Source organism: Ligilactobacillus salivarius (assembly GCF_035231985.1).
GTDB classification, from domain to species: domain Bacteria; phylum Bacillota; class Bacilli; order Lactobacillales; family Lactobacillaceae; genus Ligilactobacillus; species Ligilactobacillus salivarius.
In genome coordinates, this window is sequence record NZ_CP117983.1 from 1,162,659 (window position 1) to 1,182,945 (window position 20,287).

The 20,287-nt window shown below is 32.3% G+C and carries 17 protein-coding genes; 3 read left to right on the forward strand and 14 right to left on the reverse strand.

Features of this window, described 5'->3' with window-relative positions:
* Positions 1-2 precede the first annotated feature (2 nt).
* The 12 genes from mutS to PTA89_RS05840 form a co-directional block, all read right to left on the reverse strand.
* Positions 3-2,633, reverse strand: coding sequence for a DNA mismatch repair protein MutS (mutS, locus tag PTA89_RS05785; RefSeq protein WP_324177054.1), 2,631 nt, complete (start codon positions 2,631-2,633; stop codon positions 3-5).
* A gap of 166 nt (positions 2,634-2,799) precedes the next feature.
* The gene (rny, locus tag PTA89_RS05790; protein ID WP_003700566.1) at positions 2,800-4,365 is read right to left on the reverse strand and encodes a ribonuclease Y; all 1,566 of its coding nucleotides are present in this window, start codon (positions 4,363-4,365) and stop codon (positions 2,800-2,802) included.
* Between the two features lie 174 nt (positions 4,366-4,539).
* Positions 4,540-5,685, reverse strand: coding sequence for a recombinase RecA (gene recA, locus PTA89_RS05795; RefSeq protein ID WP_003700567.1), 1,146 nt, complete (start codon positions 5,683-5,685; stop codon positions 4,540-4,542).
* Between the two features lie 192 nt (positions 5,686-5,877).
* Positions 5,878-6,465, reverse strand: a complete 588-nt coding sequence (gene pgsA / locus PTA89_RS05800; protein ID WP_003706586.1) for a CDP-diacylglycerol--glycerol-3-phosphate 3-phosphatidyltransferase — start codon at positions 6,463-6,465, stop codon at positions 5,878-5,880.
* Positions 6,466-6,516: 51 nt separating this feature from the next.
* Positions 6,517-7,443, reverse strand: a complete 927-nt coding sequence (locus tag PTA89_RS05805; RefSeq protein ID WP_004564371.1) for a helix-turn-helix domain-containing protein — start codon at positions 7,441-7,443, stop codon at positions 6,517-6,519.
* Positions 7,444-7,524: 81 nt separating this feature from the next.
* Positions 7,525-8,250 (reverse strand): elongation factor P 5-aminopentanone reductase, encoded by a 726-nt coding sequence (gene ymfI / locus PTA89_RS05810; RefSeq protein WP_003706582.1) that lies wholly within the window; start codon positions 8,248-8,250, stop codon positions 7,525-7,527.
* A 5-nt stretch (positions 8,251-8,255) separates the two neighbouring features.
* The gene (yfmH, locus tag PTA89_RS05815) at positions 8,256-9,557 is read right to left on the reverse strand and encodes an EF-P 5-aminopentanol modification-associated protein YfmH (RefSeq protein ID WP_098034425.1); all 1,302 of its coding nucleotides are present in this window, start codon (positions 9,555-9,557) and stop codon (positions 8,256-8,258) included.
* Between the two features lie 12 nt (positions 9,558-9,569).
* On the reverse strand, positions 9,570-10,832 hold the full coding sequence (yfmF, locus tag PTA89_RS05820) for an EF-P 5-aminopentanol modification-associated protein YfmF (protein ID WP_324177055.1): 1,263 nt from the start codon (positions 10,830-10,832) through the stop codon (positions 9,570-9,572).
* A 141-nt stretch (positions 10,833-10,973) separates the two neighbouring features.
* On the reverse strand, positions 10,974-13,253 hold the full coding sequence (locus tag PTA89_RS05825) for a DNA translocase FtsK (protein WP_098034426.1): 2,280 nt from the start codon (positions 13,251-13,253) through the stop codon (positions 10,974-10,976).
* Between the two features lie 36 nt (positions 13,254-13,289).
* A complete protein-coding gene (trmL, locus tag PTA89_RS05830) occupies positions 13,290-13,802 on the reverse strand; it encodes a tRNA (uridine(34)/cytosine(34)/5-carboxymethylaminomethyluridine(34)-2'-O)-methyltransferase TrmL (protein ID WP_003710432.1) in 513 nt (170 codons plus the stop codon).
* A 240-nt stretch (positions 13,803-14,042) separates the two neighbouring features.
* Positions 14,043-14,894: a methyltransferase domain-containing protein gene (locus tag PTA89_RS05835; protein ID WP_324177056.1), complete on the reverse strand. Its 852-nt coding sequence runs from the start codon at positions 14,892-14,894 to the stop codon at positions 14,043-14,045.
* Complete coding sequence (locus PTA89_RS05840) at positions 14,894-15,409, reverse strand: aminoacyl-tRNA deacylase (RefSeq protein ID WP_003700582.1); 516 nt, start codon at positions 15,407-15,409, stop codon at positions 14,894-14,896. The genes PTA89_RS05835 and PTA89_RS05840 overlap by 1 nt, the downstream gene beginning before the upstream one ends.
* 224 nt (positions 15,410-15,633) lie before the next feature.
* On the opposite strand from PTA89_RS05840, the gene PTA89_RS05845 reads away from it, so the two are divergent.
* Entirely contained in the window at positions 15,634-16,611 is a 978-nt protein-coding gene (locus PTA89_RS05845) for a GMP reductase (RefSeq protein WP_004564366.1), read from the forward strand.
* Between the two features lie 203 nt (positions 16,612-16,814).
* On the forward strand, positions 16,815-18,092 hold the full coding sequence (locus PTA89_RS05850; RefSeq protein ID WP_003706575.1) for a cation:dicarboxylate symporter family transporter: 1,278 nt from the start codon (positions 16,815-16,817) through the stop codon (positions 18,090-18,092).
* Between the two features lie 67 nt (positions 18,093-18,159).
* Here the strand turns inward: PTA89_RS05850 and PTA89_RS05855 are convergent, their stop codons facing one another.
* Both PTA89_RS05855 and PTA89_RS05860 read right to left on the reverse strand, forming a co-directional pair.
* Complete coding sequence (locus PTA89_RS05855) at positions 18,160-18,723, reverse strand: copper homeostasis protein CutC (RefSeq protein WP_003710442.1); 564 nt, start codon at positions 18,721-18,723, stop codon at positions 18,160-18,162.
* A gap of 13 nt (positions 18,724-18,736) precedes the next feature.
* Positions 18,737-19,762, reverse strand: coding sequence for a lactonase family protein (locus tag PTA89_RS05860; protein WP_003710444.1), 1,026 nt, complete (start codon positions 19,760-19,762; stop codon positions 18,737-18,739).
* A 141-nt stretch (positions 19,763-19,903) separates the two neighbouring features.
* Between PTA89_RS05860 and PTA89_RS05865 the strand changes: the two genes are divergently transcribed.
* Entirely contained in the window at positions 19,904-20,254 is a 351-nt protein-coding gene (locus tag PTA89_RS05865; protein WP_160944305.1) for a PTS glucitol/sorbitol transporter subunit IIA, read from the forward strand.
* Positions 20,255-20,287: the final 33 nt, after the last annotated feature.

Genomic DNA, 20,287 nt, shown 5'->3' on the forward strand with positions numbered 1-20,287 from the left:
CACTAACCTTTCTTATTGAGTTCTTTTTGCCATTTGAAAACAATATTCATTACATCCATTGGTGTCATTCCCATTAAATTAGCATTCTTAATCTCTTTAAGTATTTTACTTTGATTAGAATCTAAACTTACTGCTTCGGGTTGGAACAACGACAACTGTTCTTCTTGAATCTCCGAAGTTTCATTTGCATTTTTTTCTTCAATATGCTTTTCTTCAGTGTAACTTTCTGTTGATTCTACAGTAAAATCATTCTCACTCTCTAACTTATTTAAAATGCTGTCAGCACGCTTTAAAAGTTTATCTGGCATACCAGCTAGCTTAGCAACATGAATCCCATATGATTTATCAGCTGGACCTTCCTGCATTTTATGCAAGAAAATCAACTCACCATTTTTTTCTATTGCACCTACATGAACATTTTGTAATTTATCCAAACTTTCATCCAGGATTGTTAATTCATGGTAGTGAGTAGAGAATAAGGTTTTAGCATGGATATTATTGTGTACATACTCAATTATTGCTTGAGCTAAAGCCATGCCATCATAAGTAGCAGTTCCTCGACCAATTTCATCAAACAATAGCAAACTATTTCTAGTTGCATTCATTAAAGCAACATTTGTTTCTTTCATTTCTACCATAAATGTTGATTCACCAGAAATTAAATCATCTGCCGCTCCAATACGTGTAAAAATTTGGTCAAATATTGGCATCTTAGCAGATTTAGCAGGTACAAAACATCCAATCTGTGCGATAACTACAGTTAAAGCTAATTGTCGCATATACGTACTTTTACCAGACATATTAGGCCCTGTTATCAAAAGTACATCTAGATCATCATCCATTTTAATGTCATTTGGAATATAACTCTGCTTACCCATAACTTTCTCAACCACTGGATGCCAACCATCCTTAATATCTAAACTATGATTGTCAGTAGTTAATTCTGGTTTTACAAAATGTCCCTGCTCACTTACAGTAGCAAAACTTTGCAAAACATCTAATGCAGCTACAGCACCTGCTAATTCCTGGATACGCTGAATCTCATCTTTTATTTGATCACGAATACCAGTAAAAATCTTGTATTCTAGCTCTTTAGCTTTACTTTCTGCTCCTAAAATTAGTGATTCTTTTTCTTTCAATTCAGGAGTGATAAATCTTTCAGCATTAGTTAATGTTTGCTTACGTTGATATCTATCTTCAGGCAATTTACTCAAATTTCCCTTAGAAACTTCAATGTAGTATCCAAAAACTCTGTTGAATCCTATCTTTAAATTATTTATTCCAGTTGCTTGACGTTCTTTAGCTTCTAGTTCTGCTAACCATGCTTTGCCATTTTTCATAGCATCTACGTATTCATCTAACTCTTGGCTATATCCAGGCTTTATCAAATTACCATCAGTCACAGAAATTGGTGGTTCGTCTTCAATTGCTTGTTCAATCAAATCTGCAATATCTTCAATTGGATCCAATTTGTCAAAAATTTCATCAAATGTACTATCATTATTTAATTCTTGAATAATATATCTAATTTGTGGAATATGTTCCAATGATGTTCTAAGTTGGATTAAATCCCGACCGTTAACACTACCAAATGCAACTTTTCCCGCTAATCTTTCTAAGTCATAGACATTAACTAATTCTTCCTGAAGTCCACTTCTTTCAAAATAGTGGGTTAATAAATTCTCAACCATTGATTGTCTAGCTTCTATTTCTTTTAAATTAATCAAAGGTCTGTCAATCCATTGCTTTAATAGACGACCGCCCATTGCAGTTTTAGTTGAATCCAGCAACCACAATAACGTTCCTGATTTTTTCTGAGTACGAAGATTTCTTAATAATTCTAAATTTCTTTTTGCATGATAATCCATCTTTAAATATTGTGATGGCTCATAATGTACTGCTCGCTGTAAATGTGATAAAGCACGTTTTTGAGTAATTTTCAGATAGGTAATTAAATGTTTAATTACTTCAACTTCGACACTATTCTCAACATCTTGACTAGCAAAACTTACTTCTGAACTATCTTCTGTATCATTTTGTTCAGAAATTAAAATCTTAAGATTCTTAATTTGATTTAAAACTTCATCGTTTACACTTGAGTCAACCACAATTTCTTTCGTTCTAAGACTGATTAACTCATTTAATATTGTGTCAATTGTATTTAACACAGATACTTTAAGTTCACCAGTTGATAAATCAACATATGCAAAACCATATTGATTATTTTCAAAATGTAAAGCTGTTAAATAATTATTTTCCTTAGCTTCACCTGCGGACTCATCAATTATTGTCCCCGGTGTTACCAGCTGAATGACCTCACGCTTTACCATCCCTTTAGCTTGCTTAGGATCTTCAACTTGTTCACAAATGGCAACTTTATAACCTTTATCTACTAAAATATCTATATAATTTTGTGCAGCATGATGAGGTACACCACACATTGGAATTGGATCAACTGCTTTTTTATTACGTTGTGTCAATGTCAATTCTAAAATTTGAGATCCTTTAATTGCATCATCATAAAACATTTCATAAAAGTCACCCAAACGATAGAACAAAAAGGCATCCGGATATTGCTTTTTTATCTGCATATATTGTTCCATCATTGGTGTTTGCTTTGTTTTCTGAGGCATTCTTTCTAAAGTCCTTTCTAAAAATATATTTATTTATACGTCCAAAATTTACGTGCAAGTATAATTTTAACATGTTTTTTTATTAATTGCTTTCAATTAATTAACGAAAACTTACTTCACGATACTTAAAAAGCCGAGAAGATAAAATTCTCCTCAGCTTCATTAATTACTTAGCATATTCAACAGCTCTTGTTTCTCTAATAACTGTCACTTTAATATGACCTGGATATTCTAACTCATCTTCAATCTTCATTCGAATATCTCTAGCCAAAACAGTTGCTTCTAAATCGCTAACCTCATTTGGTTGAACAATAACTCTAACTTCTCGACCAGCTTGAATAGCGTAACTCTTTTGAACACCCTTAAATTCGTTTGAAATATTTTCCAATTTTTCAAGACGATGGATATAATTTTCTAATGATTCACTACGAGCACCTGGTCTAGCAGCTGAAATTGCATCAGCCGCAGCAACTAAAACAGCTATTACGGATTTAGGCTCTGTGTCTCCATGATGCGAAGCAATTGTATTGACAACTGTCTCACTTTCATTATATTTCTTAGTGAGTTCTACACCAAGTTCGACATGTGAACCCTCAATCTCATGATCAACAGCTTTACCAATATCGTGTAATAATCCTGCACGTTTCGCCAATATGACATCTTCGCCTAACTCAGCAGCTAGTATTCCTGAAATTTTTGCAACTTCAATTGAATGATTCAAAACATTTTGACCATAACTTGTACGATAATTTAATCTACCAATAGTCTTAATCAAGTCTGGGTGCATTGAATGAATTCCTAGGTCAAAAATAACTTCTTCACCTATTTCACGAATTTTTGCATCCATATCCTTAGTAGCCTTATCAACCATTTCTTCAATTCTTGCTGGATGAATTCGACCATCCTGAATTAATCTTTCTAAGGCCATTTTAGCAATTTCTCTTCTAACTGGATCGAAACCACTTAAAACGACTGCTTCTGGCGTATCATCGATTATTAAGTCAATTCCAGTCAATGTTTCTAAAGTACGAATATTTCGACCTTCACGTCCAATTATTCTACCCTTCATTTCATCATTTGGAAGATTTACTACAGATACAGTTGTTTCAGATACCATATCTGCAGCACTACGTTGAATAGCTTGAGCGATTAAACTCTTAGCTTTTCGGTCAACTGTAGCTTTAGTTTCTTCTTCACTTTCCTTAATCATTACCGCACGCTCATGAATTAATTCTTCCTTAGTTTCATTCAAGATTAATTCCTTAGCTTCGGGTCTTGTCAATGCTGCAATTTCTTCAAGTTTATCTTGTTGCTCTTTTACTAACAAAGATGCTTGTTCTTTTTGCTTAGTTACAACTTTTTGATCAGAATCTAATTGTGCTTCTTTTTTCTCTAAAACGTCCTCACGTTTATCTAAAGCAGTATCTTTTCTATCGAGAATTTCTTCTCTTTGTAACAAGCGATTTTCCTGACGTTGAATTTCAGATCTGCGTTCCTTTAGTTCACTTTCTATTTCAGAACGATAACGATGATTTTCTTCTTTAGCTTCAATAATCGCTTCCTTCTTACTTGCAGCAGCTTCTTTTTTTGCTGTTTCAATGATACCAGTTGCTGTTTGGGTTGCTACATCTAAAGCTTGTTCATAACTACGCTTACGATAAGCTACCCCCAACGCAAAACCAATAACTAAAGTCGCAATGGCGATGGCGAGGATTGTAATTGCTATAATCACACTTGCACCTCCACACCATTATTTATATTTAAAATGTCTATACTAATTGATGTCATTGATTAATACACACAATAATATTTTAATGTTTGTTACATGCTTATGTCAATAATTACTTCTTTTCCCTCGAAAATAAACGACTTAAAAGCAAAACTTTCAAGCCGTTTAAATAACTAATTATTCGTCACTATCATTTACATCTAAAGATACTTCTTCAGAATCATCTATATCTGCAGCCTTGTCATCCATAGCAGATTGAGTAGTATTCTTATCTTGAGATTCAGGTACATTTCCATTTTCATCCGGTATACCGTATGCTTCTCTGACTTTGATATTAATTTCATTCATCTCGTCTTCATGTTCACTAAGATATTCCTTAGCATTTTCACGTCCTTGACCTATTCTTGTATCTCCATAAGAGAACCAAGAACCACTCTTGTGAATGATATCCTTTTCAACAGCCATATCCAGTAATTCACCAGTTTTAGAAATACCTTCACCATACATAATATCAACTTCAGCTACTTTGAATGGTGGAGCAACCTTATTTTTCACAAATTTAATCTTAGTTCTATTACCAATAATTTCAGATTTTGCCTTAATTGCTTCGGAACGACGCACTTCCATTCTAACAGTTGAATAGAACTTCAAAGCACGACCACCAGGAGTTGTTTCGGGATTTCCAAACATAACCCCTACTTTTTCACGAATTTGGTTAATAAATATAGCTACCGTCTTCGTCTTATTGATTGTACCTGAAAGTTTTCTCAAAGCCTGTGACATCAAACGAGCTTGCAACCCAACATGAGAATCACCCATTTCACCTTCAATTTCAGCTTTAGGTACTAAAGCGGCTACTGAGTCAACAACAATTATATCAATTGCACCAGATGAAACCAAAGCATCAGCAATTTCTAAGCCTTGTTCACCAGTGTCTGGTTGTGAAAGTAGTAATTCATCAATGTTTACTCCCAATGCAGTAGCATATGCAGGATCCAAAGCATTTTCAGCATCGATATATGCTGCTGTACCACCACGTTTTTGAACTTCAGCAACTGCATGTAATGCAACTGTTGTCTTACCAGAACTTTCTGGACCATAAATTTCAATAATACGTCCTCGTGGATAACCACCTACACCTAATCCTGCATCAATAGCAATTGAGCCACTAGAAATAGTAGAGATCTTTGTATCTACCTTTCCTCCCATTTTCATAATGGAACCCTTACCGAACTTTTTCTCAATCTTTTTTAAAGCTGCATCTAAAGCTTTTAATCTTTCTTCAGGTTGATCGCCTTGAACTTTATTTTTGTCATTAGCCACTTACAATTCCTCCTCGTTTCATCTTAATATAAAGAAGAACTTTTACTCTATTAATCATACTGATTTATACGGTAAATATCAAGAGAATCGAACTAAAGTTCACAAAAATTCTTCTTCAAAAATAAACTACGCAAAAATCTTTGTAATTCAAAAAAATGTGAGAAGAACAATTCTTCCCACATAATCAAAAAACTATTTTCCAAATGAATCGCTGAAAATATCTTTACTATGATAAAAATAATCAATACCGGAATAAACTGTAAAGAATAAGCAAATATATAATAAAATTTCACCTATTGGAATACTTACAGCTGCAAAGAATACATCGTTTAAGAACAAGAATAAAATTGAAAACATTTGTGTAAAAGTCTTAATTTTTCCTGGCATTGCAGCCGCTATTACTTCTCCATCATTTTCAACTACAATTAATCTTAAACCTGTTACTGCAAGTTCACGACATACGATGATTGCCGCAATCCAAGCTTGTACCTTTCCCATTTGCACCAAAATAATAAATGCCGTCATAACTAACATTTTGTCAGCCAAAGGATCAGCAAATTTACCAAAGTTAGATACCAAATGTCTGCGACGAGCAATCTGTCCATCAGCAAAATCAGTAATTGAGGCTACTGCAAATATAATTGCACCCCATAATGATGTTACAGGAATTGTTGTTCCTGCAATTATCACATCACCCCAGTTTAACGGTAATAATAATACTAACATGAAAACTGGAATCAATAAGATTCTAATGATTGTCAATTTGTTAGGTAAGTTCAAATTAATCACTCCTTAATATAAGGGAGTGAATATCCACTCCCTAAGTTAACGTTATTCATTAGCAACGTTAACTGTAATTTGACGAACAGTTAATGTGCTGTTTTCTTTTAAGAAATCAAACTTTTTACCATTGATTGTAATATTAGTTACATTTGAATTACCTAAACTAATATTAAAACTTGTAGTACCTTCTGGCAATGTTACTGTATGAGAAGCACCGTTTTGTAATGTACCTTGCCAATTTGCTGTACCGTTAACTGAGATGCTGCTCCATGCAGAACCACCTTTAGAAGTAAACTTAATCTTATTCTTCTTAGCAGGGCTTGTTAATGAGTAAGTAAATCTTGAACCACTAACAGCTGTATTAGTAATCTTTTGTCCCTTACTGCTCTTAGAAGATTCACTGCTAGAACTACTTTCTTTCTTGCTTGAACTACTGCTTACTTCTTCAGAAGAAGACTCTTTCTTAGAAGATTTCTTTGATGAGGATACATCTGATGAAATAGACACATTTGTACTTGAAGCAGCTTGGTTAGCTTCCTTTTTATTTCCAGCAACTACAAAGTATATGGAACCTATAATGATAACCACAACCCCAACAATAATGATTGTTGGTAAATAATGCATAAACTTATCAAAGCTTTGACTAACTTGACTTGGAGTACTTGATTGTTGTTGTCTTCTAACTGCTTCTGTTCTTGTTTTAGCCTCTGTTGGCTCTTCTTCAGTTTCTTCGACTTTCTTCTTACCGGCTTGTTCATCAAGTTCTGATAATAATTTATCTGCTTTTATACCAACTGTATCAGCATATTGTCTGATAAAAGCACGAACGTAGAAATCTCCCGGAAGTGCATCAAAGTTATTTTCTTCAATCGCTATCAAATATCTTTTTTGGATTTTGGTAATTTGTTGAAGATCATCTAAAGTATAATGCTTTTCATTTCTAGCATTTTGTAAAGTTTTTCCAATATCAGTCATTGATACTCTCTCCATAATCTAAAATCTATTGTTATTCGTATAATAGTATAGCATACTACAATAAAAATATTAATGCTATTTTTATTGTAACCAACCACCCGTCACATATATTGTCTGCCCTGTTAGATACTCTGCTCTATCTGCTAATAGACAAGTTACCCAATAACTTATTTGATCAGGTTGTGCCAGTTTTCCCATTGGAATATCCTCTGCCACTTGTTCTTTCACATCAGAAGAAAACATATTGTTCATTCTAGTATCGACTGCACCTGGAGCTACAACATTTACTGTAATTCCTAATGAAGCTACTTCTTTGCTATAGGCTTTTACAAATGCACTCAAAGCACCTTTAATCGTACTATATCCAACTTCCATGGCACTACCATATCCACCATAAACAGAACCTATAAATACTATTCTCCCTAAACTAGAACGTGCTAATTTTTCCTCTAGCTTTTGTAATAGGAATAAAGGATATCTAAGTTGCATTGTTAACATTTCATCAAATTCTTCCATTTTTAACTGGTTAAACAATCCGTACTTAGTTGTTCCTTCAGCAAAAATAACAGCATCTAAACTAAAAACTGAATTAGTTAACTTATCTATTTCAGAAATTTTCGACATGTCACTTTGAATGATTAAAAATTCTTGCTTACTATATTCACTATCTAGCTTATCATATAATCTTTTAACTTTCTCATAAGAATTATTATAATGAAGATATAATGACCAACCTTGGGCAGCTAAATCATTAGCTATTTTTGATCCTATATCTCCTGAAGCACCTAATATCAAAGCCCATCGCATTATTTTCACCTACTCTCTGGTAATAATTCATAAATGCTAATAGCATCTTGATTGAGAAATTCTTCAGCAGTTTCTACAACATCTTCTAAAGTTATCTTTTCTAAAATTTCCACCATATCAAAAATTGTTGCATCATCATACAATCTACCTTCATAGCGATTAGCAATACTCTCTAGTGAATTCATTGAACGAATAATACTGCCTAGAAATTCTTTTTTAGATAATTCAAATTCTTCTGCCCTGTCTTCTAATAAATCAGGTGCTTGGACTATTAAGTCTTCAATTTTCTTTTTGAATTCTTCAGGGTTACTTGTACTTCCGCTTATCATCGCAAAATTAAATCCACGTTCAAATTGAAAATCATATCCAAAACTATCATCAATAATATTTTCGTTGTACCATTGTAAATATTCTTTGGAACTTTCACCAAACAAGATATCTAGTAATAGTTGGACTTTCAACTTATAACCTATTGCTTCATATCCGCGCAATTGTTTACCTAATCCCTTTATACCAATTGCAACTTTAGGTAATTGTAAATCCATTTTTCTGGTTCTTGAAGAAATTATTATCTTATCTTCATCTCCTTTAGAAAATGGAGCTCGTACAATCTTTTCTGTCTTAGAGAAAGTTTTTTTAGCTTGATTTTTCTTAATTAGTGAAATCATCGCCGTTTCATCAAAATTTCCCACTAAAAACAAGGTCATATTACTAGGTTGATAGAATGTATTATAACAATCATATAAATCTTGCGCTGTTATTTTACTAATCGACTCAATTGTACCTGCGATATCTTGGCTAATTGGAGTATTAGGATATAAATTCTCTATTAATCCAAAATATAACTGCCAGCCTGAATCATCATCATACATCTTTATTTCTTGCCCAATAATACCCTGCTCTTTTTTCACAGACTCTTCAGAAAAATAAGGCTCTTGAACAAAATCTAGCAGAATTTCTACACATTTTTCTACATTCTGTGTAGCTGAAAATAAATAACTTGTTCTTGTAAAACTTGTAAAAGCATTGGAATCTGCTCCATACTTTCCAAATAATTCAAAAGCATCATAATCTTTCTTTTCAAACAATTTATGCTCTAAAAAATGTGCAATTCCTGCTGGATAAACTTTCATATCCTTTTTTCCATAAGGAACAAATTCATTATCAGCTGAGCCATAATTAGTAGACATGATACCATACACTTTATGAAAACTTTTCTTTGGTAGAAGCTTAACTTTTAATCCGTTATCCAATTCTTCACTATAAATGGTTTCTCCAAATTGTGTGTATTCCTTCTTTTCTAACACTATATCACCTCACTAATTAGTTCCTAACATATAAGTAGCCTGTAGTTCGACCATTTTTGCAACTTTCATCACATCGTCTTTGGTTACACTTTGCAAATTATCCAACCATTCTTCAACAGTAACATTGATTCCAGTTAAAGCTGCAGATTGCGCCCTTAATAAAGCTGAAGTTTGACTATCTAAACGAGAAATATAACTACTAATCAAATTATTCTTATTTTGTTCTAACAACTCGTCTTCAAAATCACCTTTTCTTAGTCGTTCTAGTTGCTCTAAAATTAATTCTTGAACCTTATCCTTGTTAGTATATGAAATTCCAGTTTGAACTACTAATAATTGTCTAAATGGATCAAAGTTACTATTAGCATAATATGCCATACTCATTTTTTCTCTCACAACGGTGAATAATAAACTTAATGCTGAACCACCAAATAAACTATTAAAAACAAGTGCTGCATAATGCAAATCTCCACGATATACAACTGGCAACCTAAATGCCATATCAAACTTACTTTGAGATAAAGGTTCTTCATCAATTTGTGTTACAACCTCTTGTTTTATCTCTTGAGTATAACTCATGCTTGCTCGTGAAATATTTCGCACCTTAAATGGTAACACAGAGAACTTATTTACAACCTCATCAGTATTAACATCTCCAGAAATCATAACTTCTACTCTATCAGTATTTAGCATTTTTTGATAAGCATCCATCACATCAGAGATTGTTAACTTTTCAACATCTTCACTTTCACCAAATGATGGTACTTGTTGAATCTCATTGTCAAAGTAAAGCTTTCTTAATTTTGCTGCAGCATAAGCTTGCTTATCTTCTTTAATAGATTTCAAATATGTAATAGTGTTGTTTTTCTGCCTGGTAAAAGTTTCTTCATCAAAATTTTTATTTTCTCCCACTCTCAATGGATTGAAAATAATTTCTTTTAAAAATTCAATTACTTCTGAAAGTAGATCTTCATTTCCTGCTAAATACTTACTTTCGATATAATCAATGCTGAAATTAATAAGCTGATAATTTCCACGTCTATCAACGGAACTACCAAAACTAGCACCGTACATTTGAGATAATTTACGTGCAATATCAATTTGTGTAGGATAGTTTTGGCTACACATTTCTAAATAGTTAGCCAATAATGCTCTTTCAGCTAATTCTTTTTTTGATTCTATATTTTTAACAAATGATATAAAAATTCTCGTTGTCTTAAATTGTTTAGAAGGAATGATATTTAAATTCACGCCTTTGACTAATTCTATACGCAAAAAAACGCCTCCTTAATTCATAATCTACTATAATGTATGATACACTTAAAAACAATTAAAAAATGGCATTTTGAAATCATCAACTAACTAAATGTATTAATTAGCCTTATAATTCCAAATAATGCCATTTTATAATACTCACTAATTATCTTGACTATATACCTTGCGTGGTTTACTACCTTCTTGAGGGCCAACAATTCCACGTTTTTCCATTTCATCGACAATTCTAGCTGAGCGATTATATCCAATCCTAAATCGTCTTTGAAGCATTGACACACTACATTTCTGTTCTTGTCTGACAAATTCAACTGCTTCACTAAATAGCTCATCTTCAGCCTCTCCGTCAGCTTCATGTTGTAATTCCTCATCAGATACTTCCATCGACTCATCATACTCAGCTGGAAGTTGTTCACGAACAAAGTTGACCACATTCTCAACATCAGAATCTGAAATAAACGCACCTTGTACACGTACAGGCTTATTCATTCCCATTGGTAAGAATAACATATCCCCACGTCCAAGTAATTTCTCAGCTCCAGACTGATCAATAATTGTACGTGAATCAGTTCCACTCGATACAGCAAATGCCATTCTTGATGGTACGTTTGCCTTAATCAAACCAGTAATAACATCTACTGATGGTCTTTGTGTAGCTAAGATCATATGGATACCAGCCGCACGAGCCATTTGAGCTAATCTAATAATTGCATCTTCAACTTCATTAGAAGCTACCATCATTAAATCTGATAATTCATCAACAATTGCCACAATGTATGGCATTAAAGGTTCTTTAGAATTATTATCATGATTTTGTCGTTGAATCATCGCATTATATCCAGAAATATTACGTTGCCCTGTATTAGCAAATAATTCGTAGCGTCTTTCCATTTCCGAAACTAACTTATGCAAAGCTCGCGATGCTTTTTTCGGATCAGTTACAACCGGTGTTAATAAATGTGGAATTCCATTATAAACACCGAGCTCTACTTTTTTAGGATCAACTAACATTAATTTCACTTCATCTGGAGGACAATTCATCAATAAACTTGTAATGATGCCATTAATTGCAACTGACTTACCACTACCTGTCGAACCAGCAATTAATAGATGTGGCATCTTAGCCAAATCAGCAGTGATTAAACTACCTGAAACATCGCGACCAATCGGTACTTCCAAAGGTTTACTAGAATCTTTCTTTTGTGAAGAAATAATATCTTTAAACGATATTGTTGCCACTTTTTTATTAGGTACTTCTATACCAATTAATGATTTACCAGGAATTGGTGCTTCAATACGAATGTCTTTAGCTGCTAATGCCAAGGCCAAATCATCAGCTAAATTAACAATCTTGCTAACTTTAACTCCAATTGCTGGATGCAGCTCATATTTTGTAACCGATGGACCTAAAATTGTATTTTTTAGTTCTACATCTACACCAAAACTCTTAAATGTCTCTTTTAATATCTTCTTATTTCGTTGAATCTCTGCTTTTTCTTCACTTTGGTCAGTAGGTGGCACATCCTGTAACAAATTAACTGATGGTAATTGATAATTTTCTAAAGTTGGATGATTCTTTACTACAATTTCTTGCTCATCCTCACTTTTTTCTTCAACTGGTTGATTCCAGTCAGTCAAATCATCTTTACTATCATTATCTACTTCAAGTTTTTCCATATCTGCTACTGGTGTAGGCAAATCTCTTTCTTCATCATCGCTATGAGTAATTTCGTTTTCTTTAGCTTTTTCAATTGCCTTTTCCTGACGCGCTTTTTTAATTTGCTTAACTCTGTCATTCCCTTTACTAATTGAATGTGAAAAAGCAACTACTACTTTTTTTGTTTCAGAAATCACCCAATATAGACTCTTGCCTAAATACTCGAAAACTTGTCGATATGCAATATCAAACAATAAACATAAGCCAGCTATAAAAATTAAAACTGCAACAATATAAGAGCCTATCTGCGCTACCAAAAACGAAGTTGCGCTATATAATAAAGCTCCTGTAATTCCACCACCAACAGCACTACCAACACTACCAGAAATAATATCTGAGCTTAAATACTGCCAAGTTATATCAACAAAATTGGCATGTAAATCAAGTTTTTGAAATAGTAGTACTTCTAAAAAAAGTAGTACTCCTAAATAAGCTAATAATACACCGCCTATTTTCTTTCTAGGAATTATCGGCTGTTCTCCCATTGATAACAAATATATTCCATATCCTATGAGTAACACTACCGCTACTTTATAACTATCACCAACAAATATCCTAAAGACATTTGCCAGTAAAACACCAAGGTATCCCAGATTTAATAACCCTAAAATTCCAAATAGAATAAAGCAACCACCGACAACTCGCTCAGAAGTTTGTTTTTGTATTTTCTTTTTTGTCTTTCTTTTTGTTTTCTTTCTTCTAGCCACAACGATAGTCCTTTCTAAAATACCAAGCTATCTTACTTATTTTAATTTATCATTTTCATAAGTATGAGTAGTTTCTAAATTAGGGAATCCTTGTTGTCTAAGTGCTTCATAAACTACAATTGCTGCTGTATTAGATAAATTTAAAGCTCTAATATGTTCATCATTTTGAGGAATTCTAATACATTTTTCTGGATTTTGTCGCATAAACATTTCTGGTAAACCAGTTGTTTCTTTACCAAATAAGAAATAATGTTCTTTTTCAGTATTTGTATAATCGGCTTCTGTATATGCCTTAGAAGCAAATTTAGACACGATATATAATTCACCATTTTCAGGAATTATTTCTAAAAATGCTGGTAAATTAGGATGATAAGTAATTTTCACTTTATCCCAATAATCCAATCCAGCTCTTTTCATATATTTATCATCTGTTGAAAATCCTAGTGGTTCAATTAAATGTAATTCTGTATTTGTACCTGCACAAGTTCTAGCAATATTTCCTGTATTAGCAGGCATTAGTGGTTCAAATAAAACAATATGATTAGCCATATGTAAATCCTTTCATAACAATTTTTATCCATAAAAAAAGCGTAGCCATTCGGTGTGGGCACGGCGAACAGCTACGTTAATGAAGTACAATTATATAGCAACTAACGACAGTTCCGTTAATTACTAACAACCGATTTCTTGTAGACTATAGTAACACCATCTTATACTTTTTTCAATACTTTTCAGAAAATTAATTTTAATTTATCTTATACAAATTATTTATCTACTTAAATTTTAAAACTATGCTATTAATAAGGTAACATCTACAGTTATTTCATTTAATGGATTTTGCCTAGCATATTCTAATTGCTCGTTACTTGCACCCCAACTAAGTGGCGTCATTAACAATAAATTTTTAAAATTTTCTGACGTTAAATTAAGCTTGTATCTTATACGCTTGCTTTCAAAGTTGGGAAAATGCTTTGAAAATAAATTTAACACCTTATCGTTACTATAACTTGATTTTCTTGAACCTGTATCACCATATAAAAGATGTCGTAGTTCAATTAAATAATTTGCATTAGGAATTACTTTGTATAACTTACCTTCATTTTTCAGAACTCTTAAAAATTCTCCGTAAGATGAAGGTGAAAAAATATCAATAATAGCATCGATACTATTATCCATAAATGGAAGATTTGCTAAATCTGCAATACAAAAAAATGGATGTAACTCATTTTGTGTTGCTAAATTTATCGCATCCTTAGAAATATCAAACCCTATTAGGGTATCATTATACTTCTCTCTTGATCTTGCTAAATTAATTAATGGTGTGCCCTCTCCACAACCTACATCAATTATCTTTAATTTTTTTGTTGGTAATTCTTTCATTATCTGCTCAATAATTGGTGAAAATAGACCGGCTTGTAACAAAGTTCGTCTTGCATTCCACAATTCTTTATTATCATAGTCACTCTTCACTCCATGAGTTAATAAATGTAATGTTCCTTTTTTATTAAGATTGATAACATGTCCATTAATACATACAATACTGTTATCTTGTAAACTGGTTATTTTATTTTGACAAAAAGGACACCGGAAAATTTCCATATTATTTTGAATAAATAATTTTGCTCTATCTATTTTCTTCACTATTCTTTTCTCTCAACTTCAATATATTTACCATTAACCAGTTTAACTAAATCTTCTTGTTTTAATCTAACAGAACGTCCAACTTTACCAGCTGATACTGAAATTACTTCAAAAGGCTTAATTCTTTCATCAAAATAGATTGGAAAACCTTTAAAAGCATGAATACCAATTGGCGTATTTGCTCCATGAATATAACCAGTTATATTAATTAAGTTTTTATTATCAGCTAGGTGTACTTGTTTTTTACCTAATTGTTGAGCAACTAACTTCAAATCCATTTCATGTACAATTGGTAAACAAACTACAAAAAAGTCTTTAGGATCTCCTTTACCCTGCAACACAATTGTCTTTAAAATAGATTCAGGTTCTACTCCTAATTCAGCAGCTTCCTTCAATGCATCTTTTCCTTGCTCTATCCAATTGAAAGATGTTTCTTCATATTCTATATTGTGTTGGTCTAATACTCGTTCTTCATTAGTCTTTTTTTCTTTAGTTTTTTTCTTCTTTTTTGCCATTTAAACCTCTTCTTTCTAAAATTTAATTATCTTAAACAATAGCACAATCAATATAATTTTAACTTATATCTATATCAATTTAAAGTTTTCAGCTAAACACGAACATTATTACGAATATTAGGCTATTAGTTTGACATATATTTTAAAATACGTTATTATATCTTATGTTTTGTGGTTATTTCTTAATTAATACCGTAAATTATTTAATAGAGCGAGGTTTTATTATGCCAGTTTTTGATTATGAAGATATCCAATTAGTTCCAAATAAATGTATTGTTAAGAGTAGATCTGAAGTAAATACAAAAGTTAAATTTGGACCTATGACTTTTAAAATACCTGTAGTCCCTGCTAATATGCAGACTATTATTGATGAAAATCTTGCTGTTTGGTTAGCTAAGAACGGTTATTTCTATATTATGCACCGTTTTTATGAAAATGAACGTGTTAATTTTGTTAAAAATATGCACGACAAGGGTCTTTTTGCTTCAATTTCTGTTGGAGTAAAACCTGCTGAATATGATTTAATCGATGAATTATCTCAAAAGAATTTAGTTCCTGAATATATTACTATTGATATTGCTCATGGACATTCAGATACCGTCATTAATATGATTAAGCATATTAAGCATAAATTACCTGGTGTTTTCGTTATCGCTGGAAATGTTGGTACTCCTGAAGCTGTTCGTGAATTAGAAAATGCTGGAGCTGATGCTACTAAAGTTGGAATTGGACCAGGTAAAGCTTGCATCACTAAATTAAAAACTGGCTTTGGAACTGGTGGATGGCAATTAGCTGCTATTCGTGCATGTGCTAAGGCTGCTAGCAAACCAATCGTTGCTGACGGTGGTATTAGAAATAATGGTGATATTGCCAAATCAATTCGCTTTGGTGCTTCAATGTGTATGATTGGCTCCCTTTTTGCCGGACATGATGAAACTCCTGGTGATATTATTGAAAAAGATGGCAAGAAGTTCAAAACTTATTTTGGATCTGCTTCTCAATATCAAAAAGGCGAATATAAAAATGTCGAAGGTAAAAAATTACTTCTACCATATAAAGGAAAAATAGCCGATACACTTCGTGAAATGCAAGAGGATTTACAATCTGCTATTTCTTATGCTGGTGGTAAAGAATTATTAGCTCTTAGAAAAGTTGACTATGTAATTGTTAAAAATTCTATCTACAACGGTGATATGTTGTAATTACTTTAAAAGATTGTTTTTATAACAATCTTTTTTATTTTGTAACAATATCCTAAAAAACCCTAGTTTTGGCCATTATTTCCGAACTTAATTGATATAAATTATATTTATCTTATAGAATTCTTAACAAAAACATGATTTTTTATTAAAGTTGTGGTAAATTAATATATGGCATATAGAATATAGGAGTTGATTATAAGATTATGAAAAAGAATAAAGTTTTTCGACTTTCTTTAGGTTGGCAAATCATTTTAGGCTTAGTCATCGGTGTCATTCTCGGTGTCGTTTTTGCTGATAATAAGAAGTTTATTGCTTTTGCCAACGGTTTAGGTTCAACTTTCATCAATATGATTTCAATGATTGTTCTTCCTATTGTTGTCTCTAGTTTAATTGTTGGGATCTCTAATATGGGAGATATTAAAAAATTAGGTAAAATTGGCTTAAAGACATTAATCTATTTTGAAGTTTTATCTACAATTGCATTTATTGTTGGGATGGTTATTTCTAATTTTTCTCATCTTGGATATATGCTTGATCTAAGTCAATTATCTCATGTTGATATTTCTACTTACGTAAAGACTGCTAAATCTGCTGCTCATAATGGTTTAGGTTCAATACTTATGTCTATTGTTCCTTCTAACTTTTTTGACGCATTAGCTACAGGACAAATGCTACCTGTTATTTTCTTCTCATCCCTATTTGGTTTAGGAATTGCTGCAATTGGTGAAAAAGGTAAAATATTAATCACTTTCTTACAAGCCGTTGCTGAAGTTATGTTCAAAATAACTGGTTGGATTATGCATTTTGCTCCATTTGGTGTTGCTGGTTTAATTGGTGCCACTGTTGCCCAACTAGGTTTAGCTTCATTAAAACCATTGGCACTCTTTATCGTAATGGCATATATTACTATGATATTCTTTATTTTAGTGGTATTAGGTATCACTTCTCGTATTTTTGGTTTCAGAATCATGGATCAATTAATAGTTGTTAAAGATGAACTAATTTTAGCTTTCACAACTGCTAGTTCAGAAGTTACCTTGCCTCGTTTGATGCAAAAGACACAAAAACTTGGTGTTGACCAAGCTATTAGTTCATTTGTTATTCCAACTGGTTATACATTTAACCTTGATGGTTCAGCAATTTATCAATCACTTGCTGCTATCTTTTTAGCTCAAGCATATCATGTTCACTTATCAATTAGTCAACAAATTACTTTGCTTTTAGTTTTAATGATTACTTCTAAAGGTATGGCTGGTGTTCCAGGTGCTTCATTCGTTGTTTTATTAGCAACTGTATCTTCAATTGGTGTTCCAGTCTCTGGCTTAGCCTTGATCGCCGGTATTGACCGTCTTGTTGATATGGGACGTACTGCAGTTAACGTTGCAGGTAATGTTACTGCTACTTTAGTTATTGGTAAATCCGAAAACGAATTTGACCAAGCTAAACATGATGCTTACGTAGCAAGTTTTAGAAATAAATAGTTATTTAAAATTAATATTTTCTATAATCAAAAATGGCAATCCCAAAATCATGGATTGCCATTTTTTACTATAATTGAATTTGCTTAAATTCTAACTTTTCTGCTGCTTCGAGTGAAATTGTAGCAGGAACTATATTAGGAAGAACTTCCTTTAACTTAATTAATTCATCTGTACTATCATTATCAGTATAAACACGTGAGATTTGTTTTTCCTCAACCCACTCTGCAATTTTTTCTAACTGATCATTTGTGAATTGAATATTACTTAAATTAATAGTTCCTTCCATTCCACCACAAGCTGCTAAAAATTGATCTGCAGTTTCAACATCGAAACTACCATCTTCATTTAATGCTAAGAACTCTATACTATCTGCTCCTAATGCTTGTGCTTCAAAAATATCTGCTTCTAAAGCTTTAATTTCAACATCTGAATATTGATAAGAAGTTTCAGTTGGAATGTTAATTACAACATTAACTGATACATCATGTTCATGAGCATACTTGATAGCTTCTGCCATAAATCCTTTACTAACAGTTGCTTCATGATTTTTTAAAGTAACACGATGAGTACCTTGTTTTATAACATTGACTAATTCTGATAGCGAATTAACTCGTGTATCCTTGAAAATCAAAACAAATTCCTCCCTATTTTACAAAGTGAACACAAACACCCTCTGGAACTGGAATGTCTGTTTGCAATAGTTCTAGTTTACCAGAAGTTGCATTTCTTGCAAATAAAGATGCAATTGTCGAATTTTGATGAGCAACAACTATAAATCTCTCACTATTATCAAGCGCAAAATCACGTGGAAAATCTCCATTTGTTGAAATAGTTTGAATAAGTTTCAAAATACCGTCTTCTTTAACTTCAAATACTGCGATAGAATTATGTCCTCTATTAGAAACATATACAAATTTATCATCAGAAGAAATACGTATAGCCGCTACCCCATTATGTTTTGTCCAGTCCACAGGTATAGTTGATACTATCTGGATAAGATTAAAAATACCATTATTATATTCCAATACAGCTACTTCACTTGATAATTCTCCTGCTAGATATGCCAATTTACCATTATTGGAAAATACAATGTGTCTGGGTCCAAAACCTTCAGGAGTTTGAAAAGCTGCGATTTCAGAAATCTTACCTTCTTCTGACACATCATATGTGTGAACCTTATCGTCACCTAAATCAATAGTTACCAATTTATTATCAGGTGTTAAATCTGCATAATGAGCATGTGATTTATCTTGTTCTGGACGCGGACCTTTTCCTTTATAAGTAACGGAATCTTTTAATGTTAAAGTATTATCATTTTCTAGGCGATATACTTCAACTAAACCTTTATGATAATTTGCAGTATACACCAACTTACGCTGACCATCATAGCTTACATAACAAGGAGATGCACCATCAGCTAATTTTTGATCAACTAAAACAGGTTTAGGAGTTGTAAGATTATAACTTGCAATTCCTCCTTGTCCCTGATCATTTCCTGTAATTGTCAGTAAAATTCCATTATTAGTCGTTGTAAGATATGTAGGACTTACGATATCATCAATAAATAATTCTAAATCTCTAATTTCTTTTTTCTCAGTATCTAACTCGGCTTGATAAATACCCTTACTGTTATTTCTGGTATAAGTTCCAAAATATATTTTTTCAAGCATGAAAAAGCCTCCTTGTAATAGTTTACATTGTTAAGTATAACATATCACATAAACCTAATTATGTTCCATTGCTCTTATTTCATAATCTAACATCTTCTGTGTTATAATTGCTTTATTCTTTAAAATGGAGTTGAGTAAATTTTGTTTAAAGCAAATGTTGTAAGTATTGGTGAAAATGCAATCAGTGATACAGAACCTATTATCATTTTATTTGGTGAAAATTCTGTAACTGACAACCTAGAAAAAGTATCCGTTGTTCAGAGATTTGAAAATGTCCAATCTGCAGATATAACCATCAATAATGAAATTAAAATTGATAATCAAGTTTATGCTGTAAAATTTAAGGGAGATTTAGTTGATAGTAACTTTTCTATGTTAGGACATGTTACTCTATACTTCACTGAAGTACCTGATGAACCTCAAAATAATGCTATCTATTTATCTCCTGAAAAAATGCCATCCATCCACGTTGGTTCTACAATTGAATATTAAACTAACAGGATGCTAGAAAAGCAACTTTTCAAG

What these genes read in the sequence shown, in the direction of transcription:
- mutS (WP_324177054.1), bottom strand. Translation starts at nt 2,633, where the DNA reads ATGCCTCAGAAAACAAAGCAAACACCAATGATGGAACAATATATGCAG.
- PTA89_RS05805 (WP_004564371.1), bottom strand. Translation starts at nt 7,443, where the DNA reads ATGACTGATATTGGAAAAACTTTACAAAATGCTAGAAATGAAAAGCAT.
- ymfI (WP_003706582.1), bottom strand. Translation starts at nt 8,250, where the DNA reads ATGCGATGGGCTTTGATATTAGGTGCTTCAGGAGATATAGGATCAAAA.
- trmL (WP_003710432.1), bottom strand. Translation starts at nt 13,802, where the DNA reads ATGGCTAATCATATTGTTTTATTTGAACCACTAATGCCTGCTAATACA.
- PTA89_RS05840 (WP_003700582.1), bottom strand. Translation starts at nt 15,409, where the DNA reads ATGGCAAAAAAGAAGAAAAAAACTAAAGAAAAAAAGACTAATGAAGAA.
- PTA89_RS05845 (WP_004564366.1), top strand. Translation starts at nt 15,634, where the DNA reads ATGCCAGTTTTTGATTATGAAGATATCCAATTAGTTCCAAATAAATGT.
- PTA89_RS05850 (WP_003706575.1), top strand. Translation starts at nt 16,815, where the DNA reads ATGAAAAAGAATAAAGTTTTTCGACTTTCTTTAGGTTGGCAAATCATT.
- PTA89_RS05860 (WP_003710444.1), bottom strand. Translation starts at nt 19,762, where the DNA reads ATGCTTGAAAAAATATATTTTGGAACTTATACCAGAAATAACAGTAAG.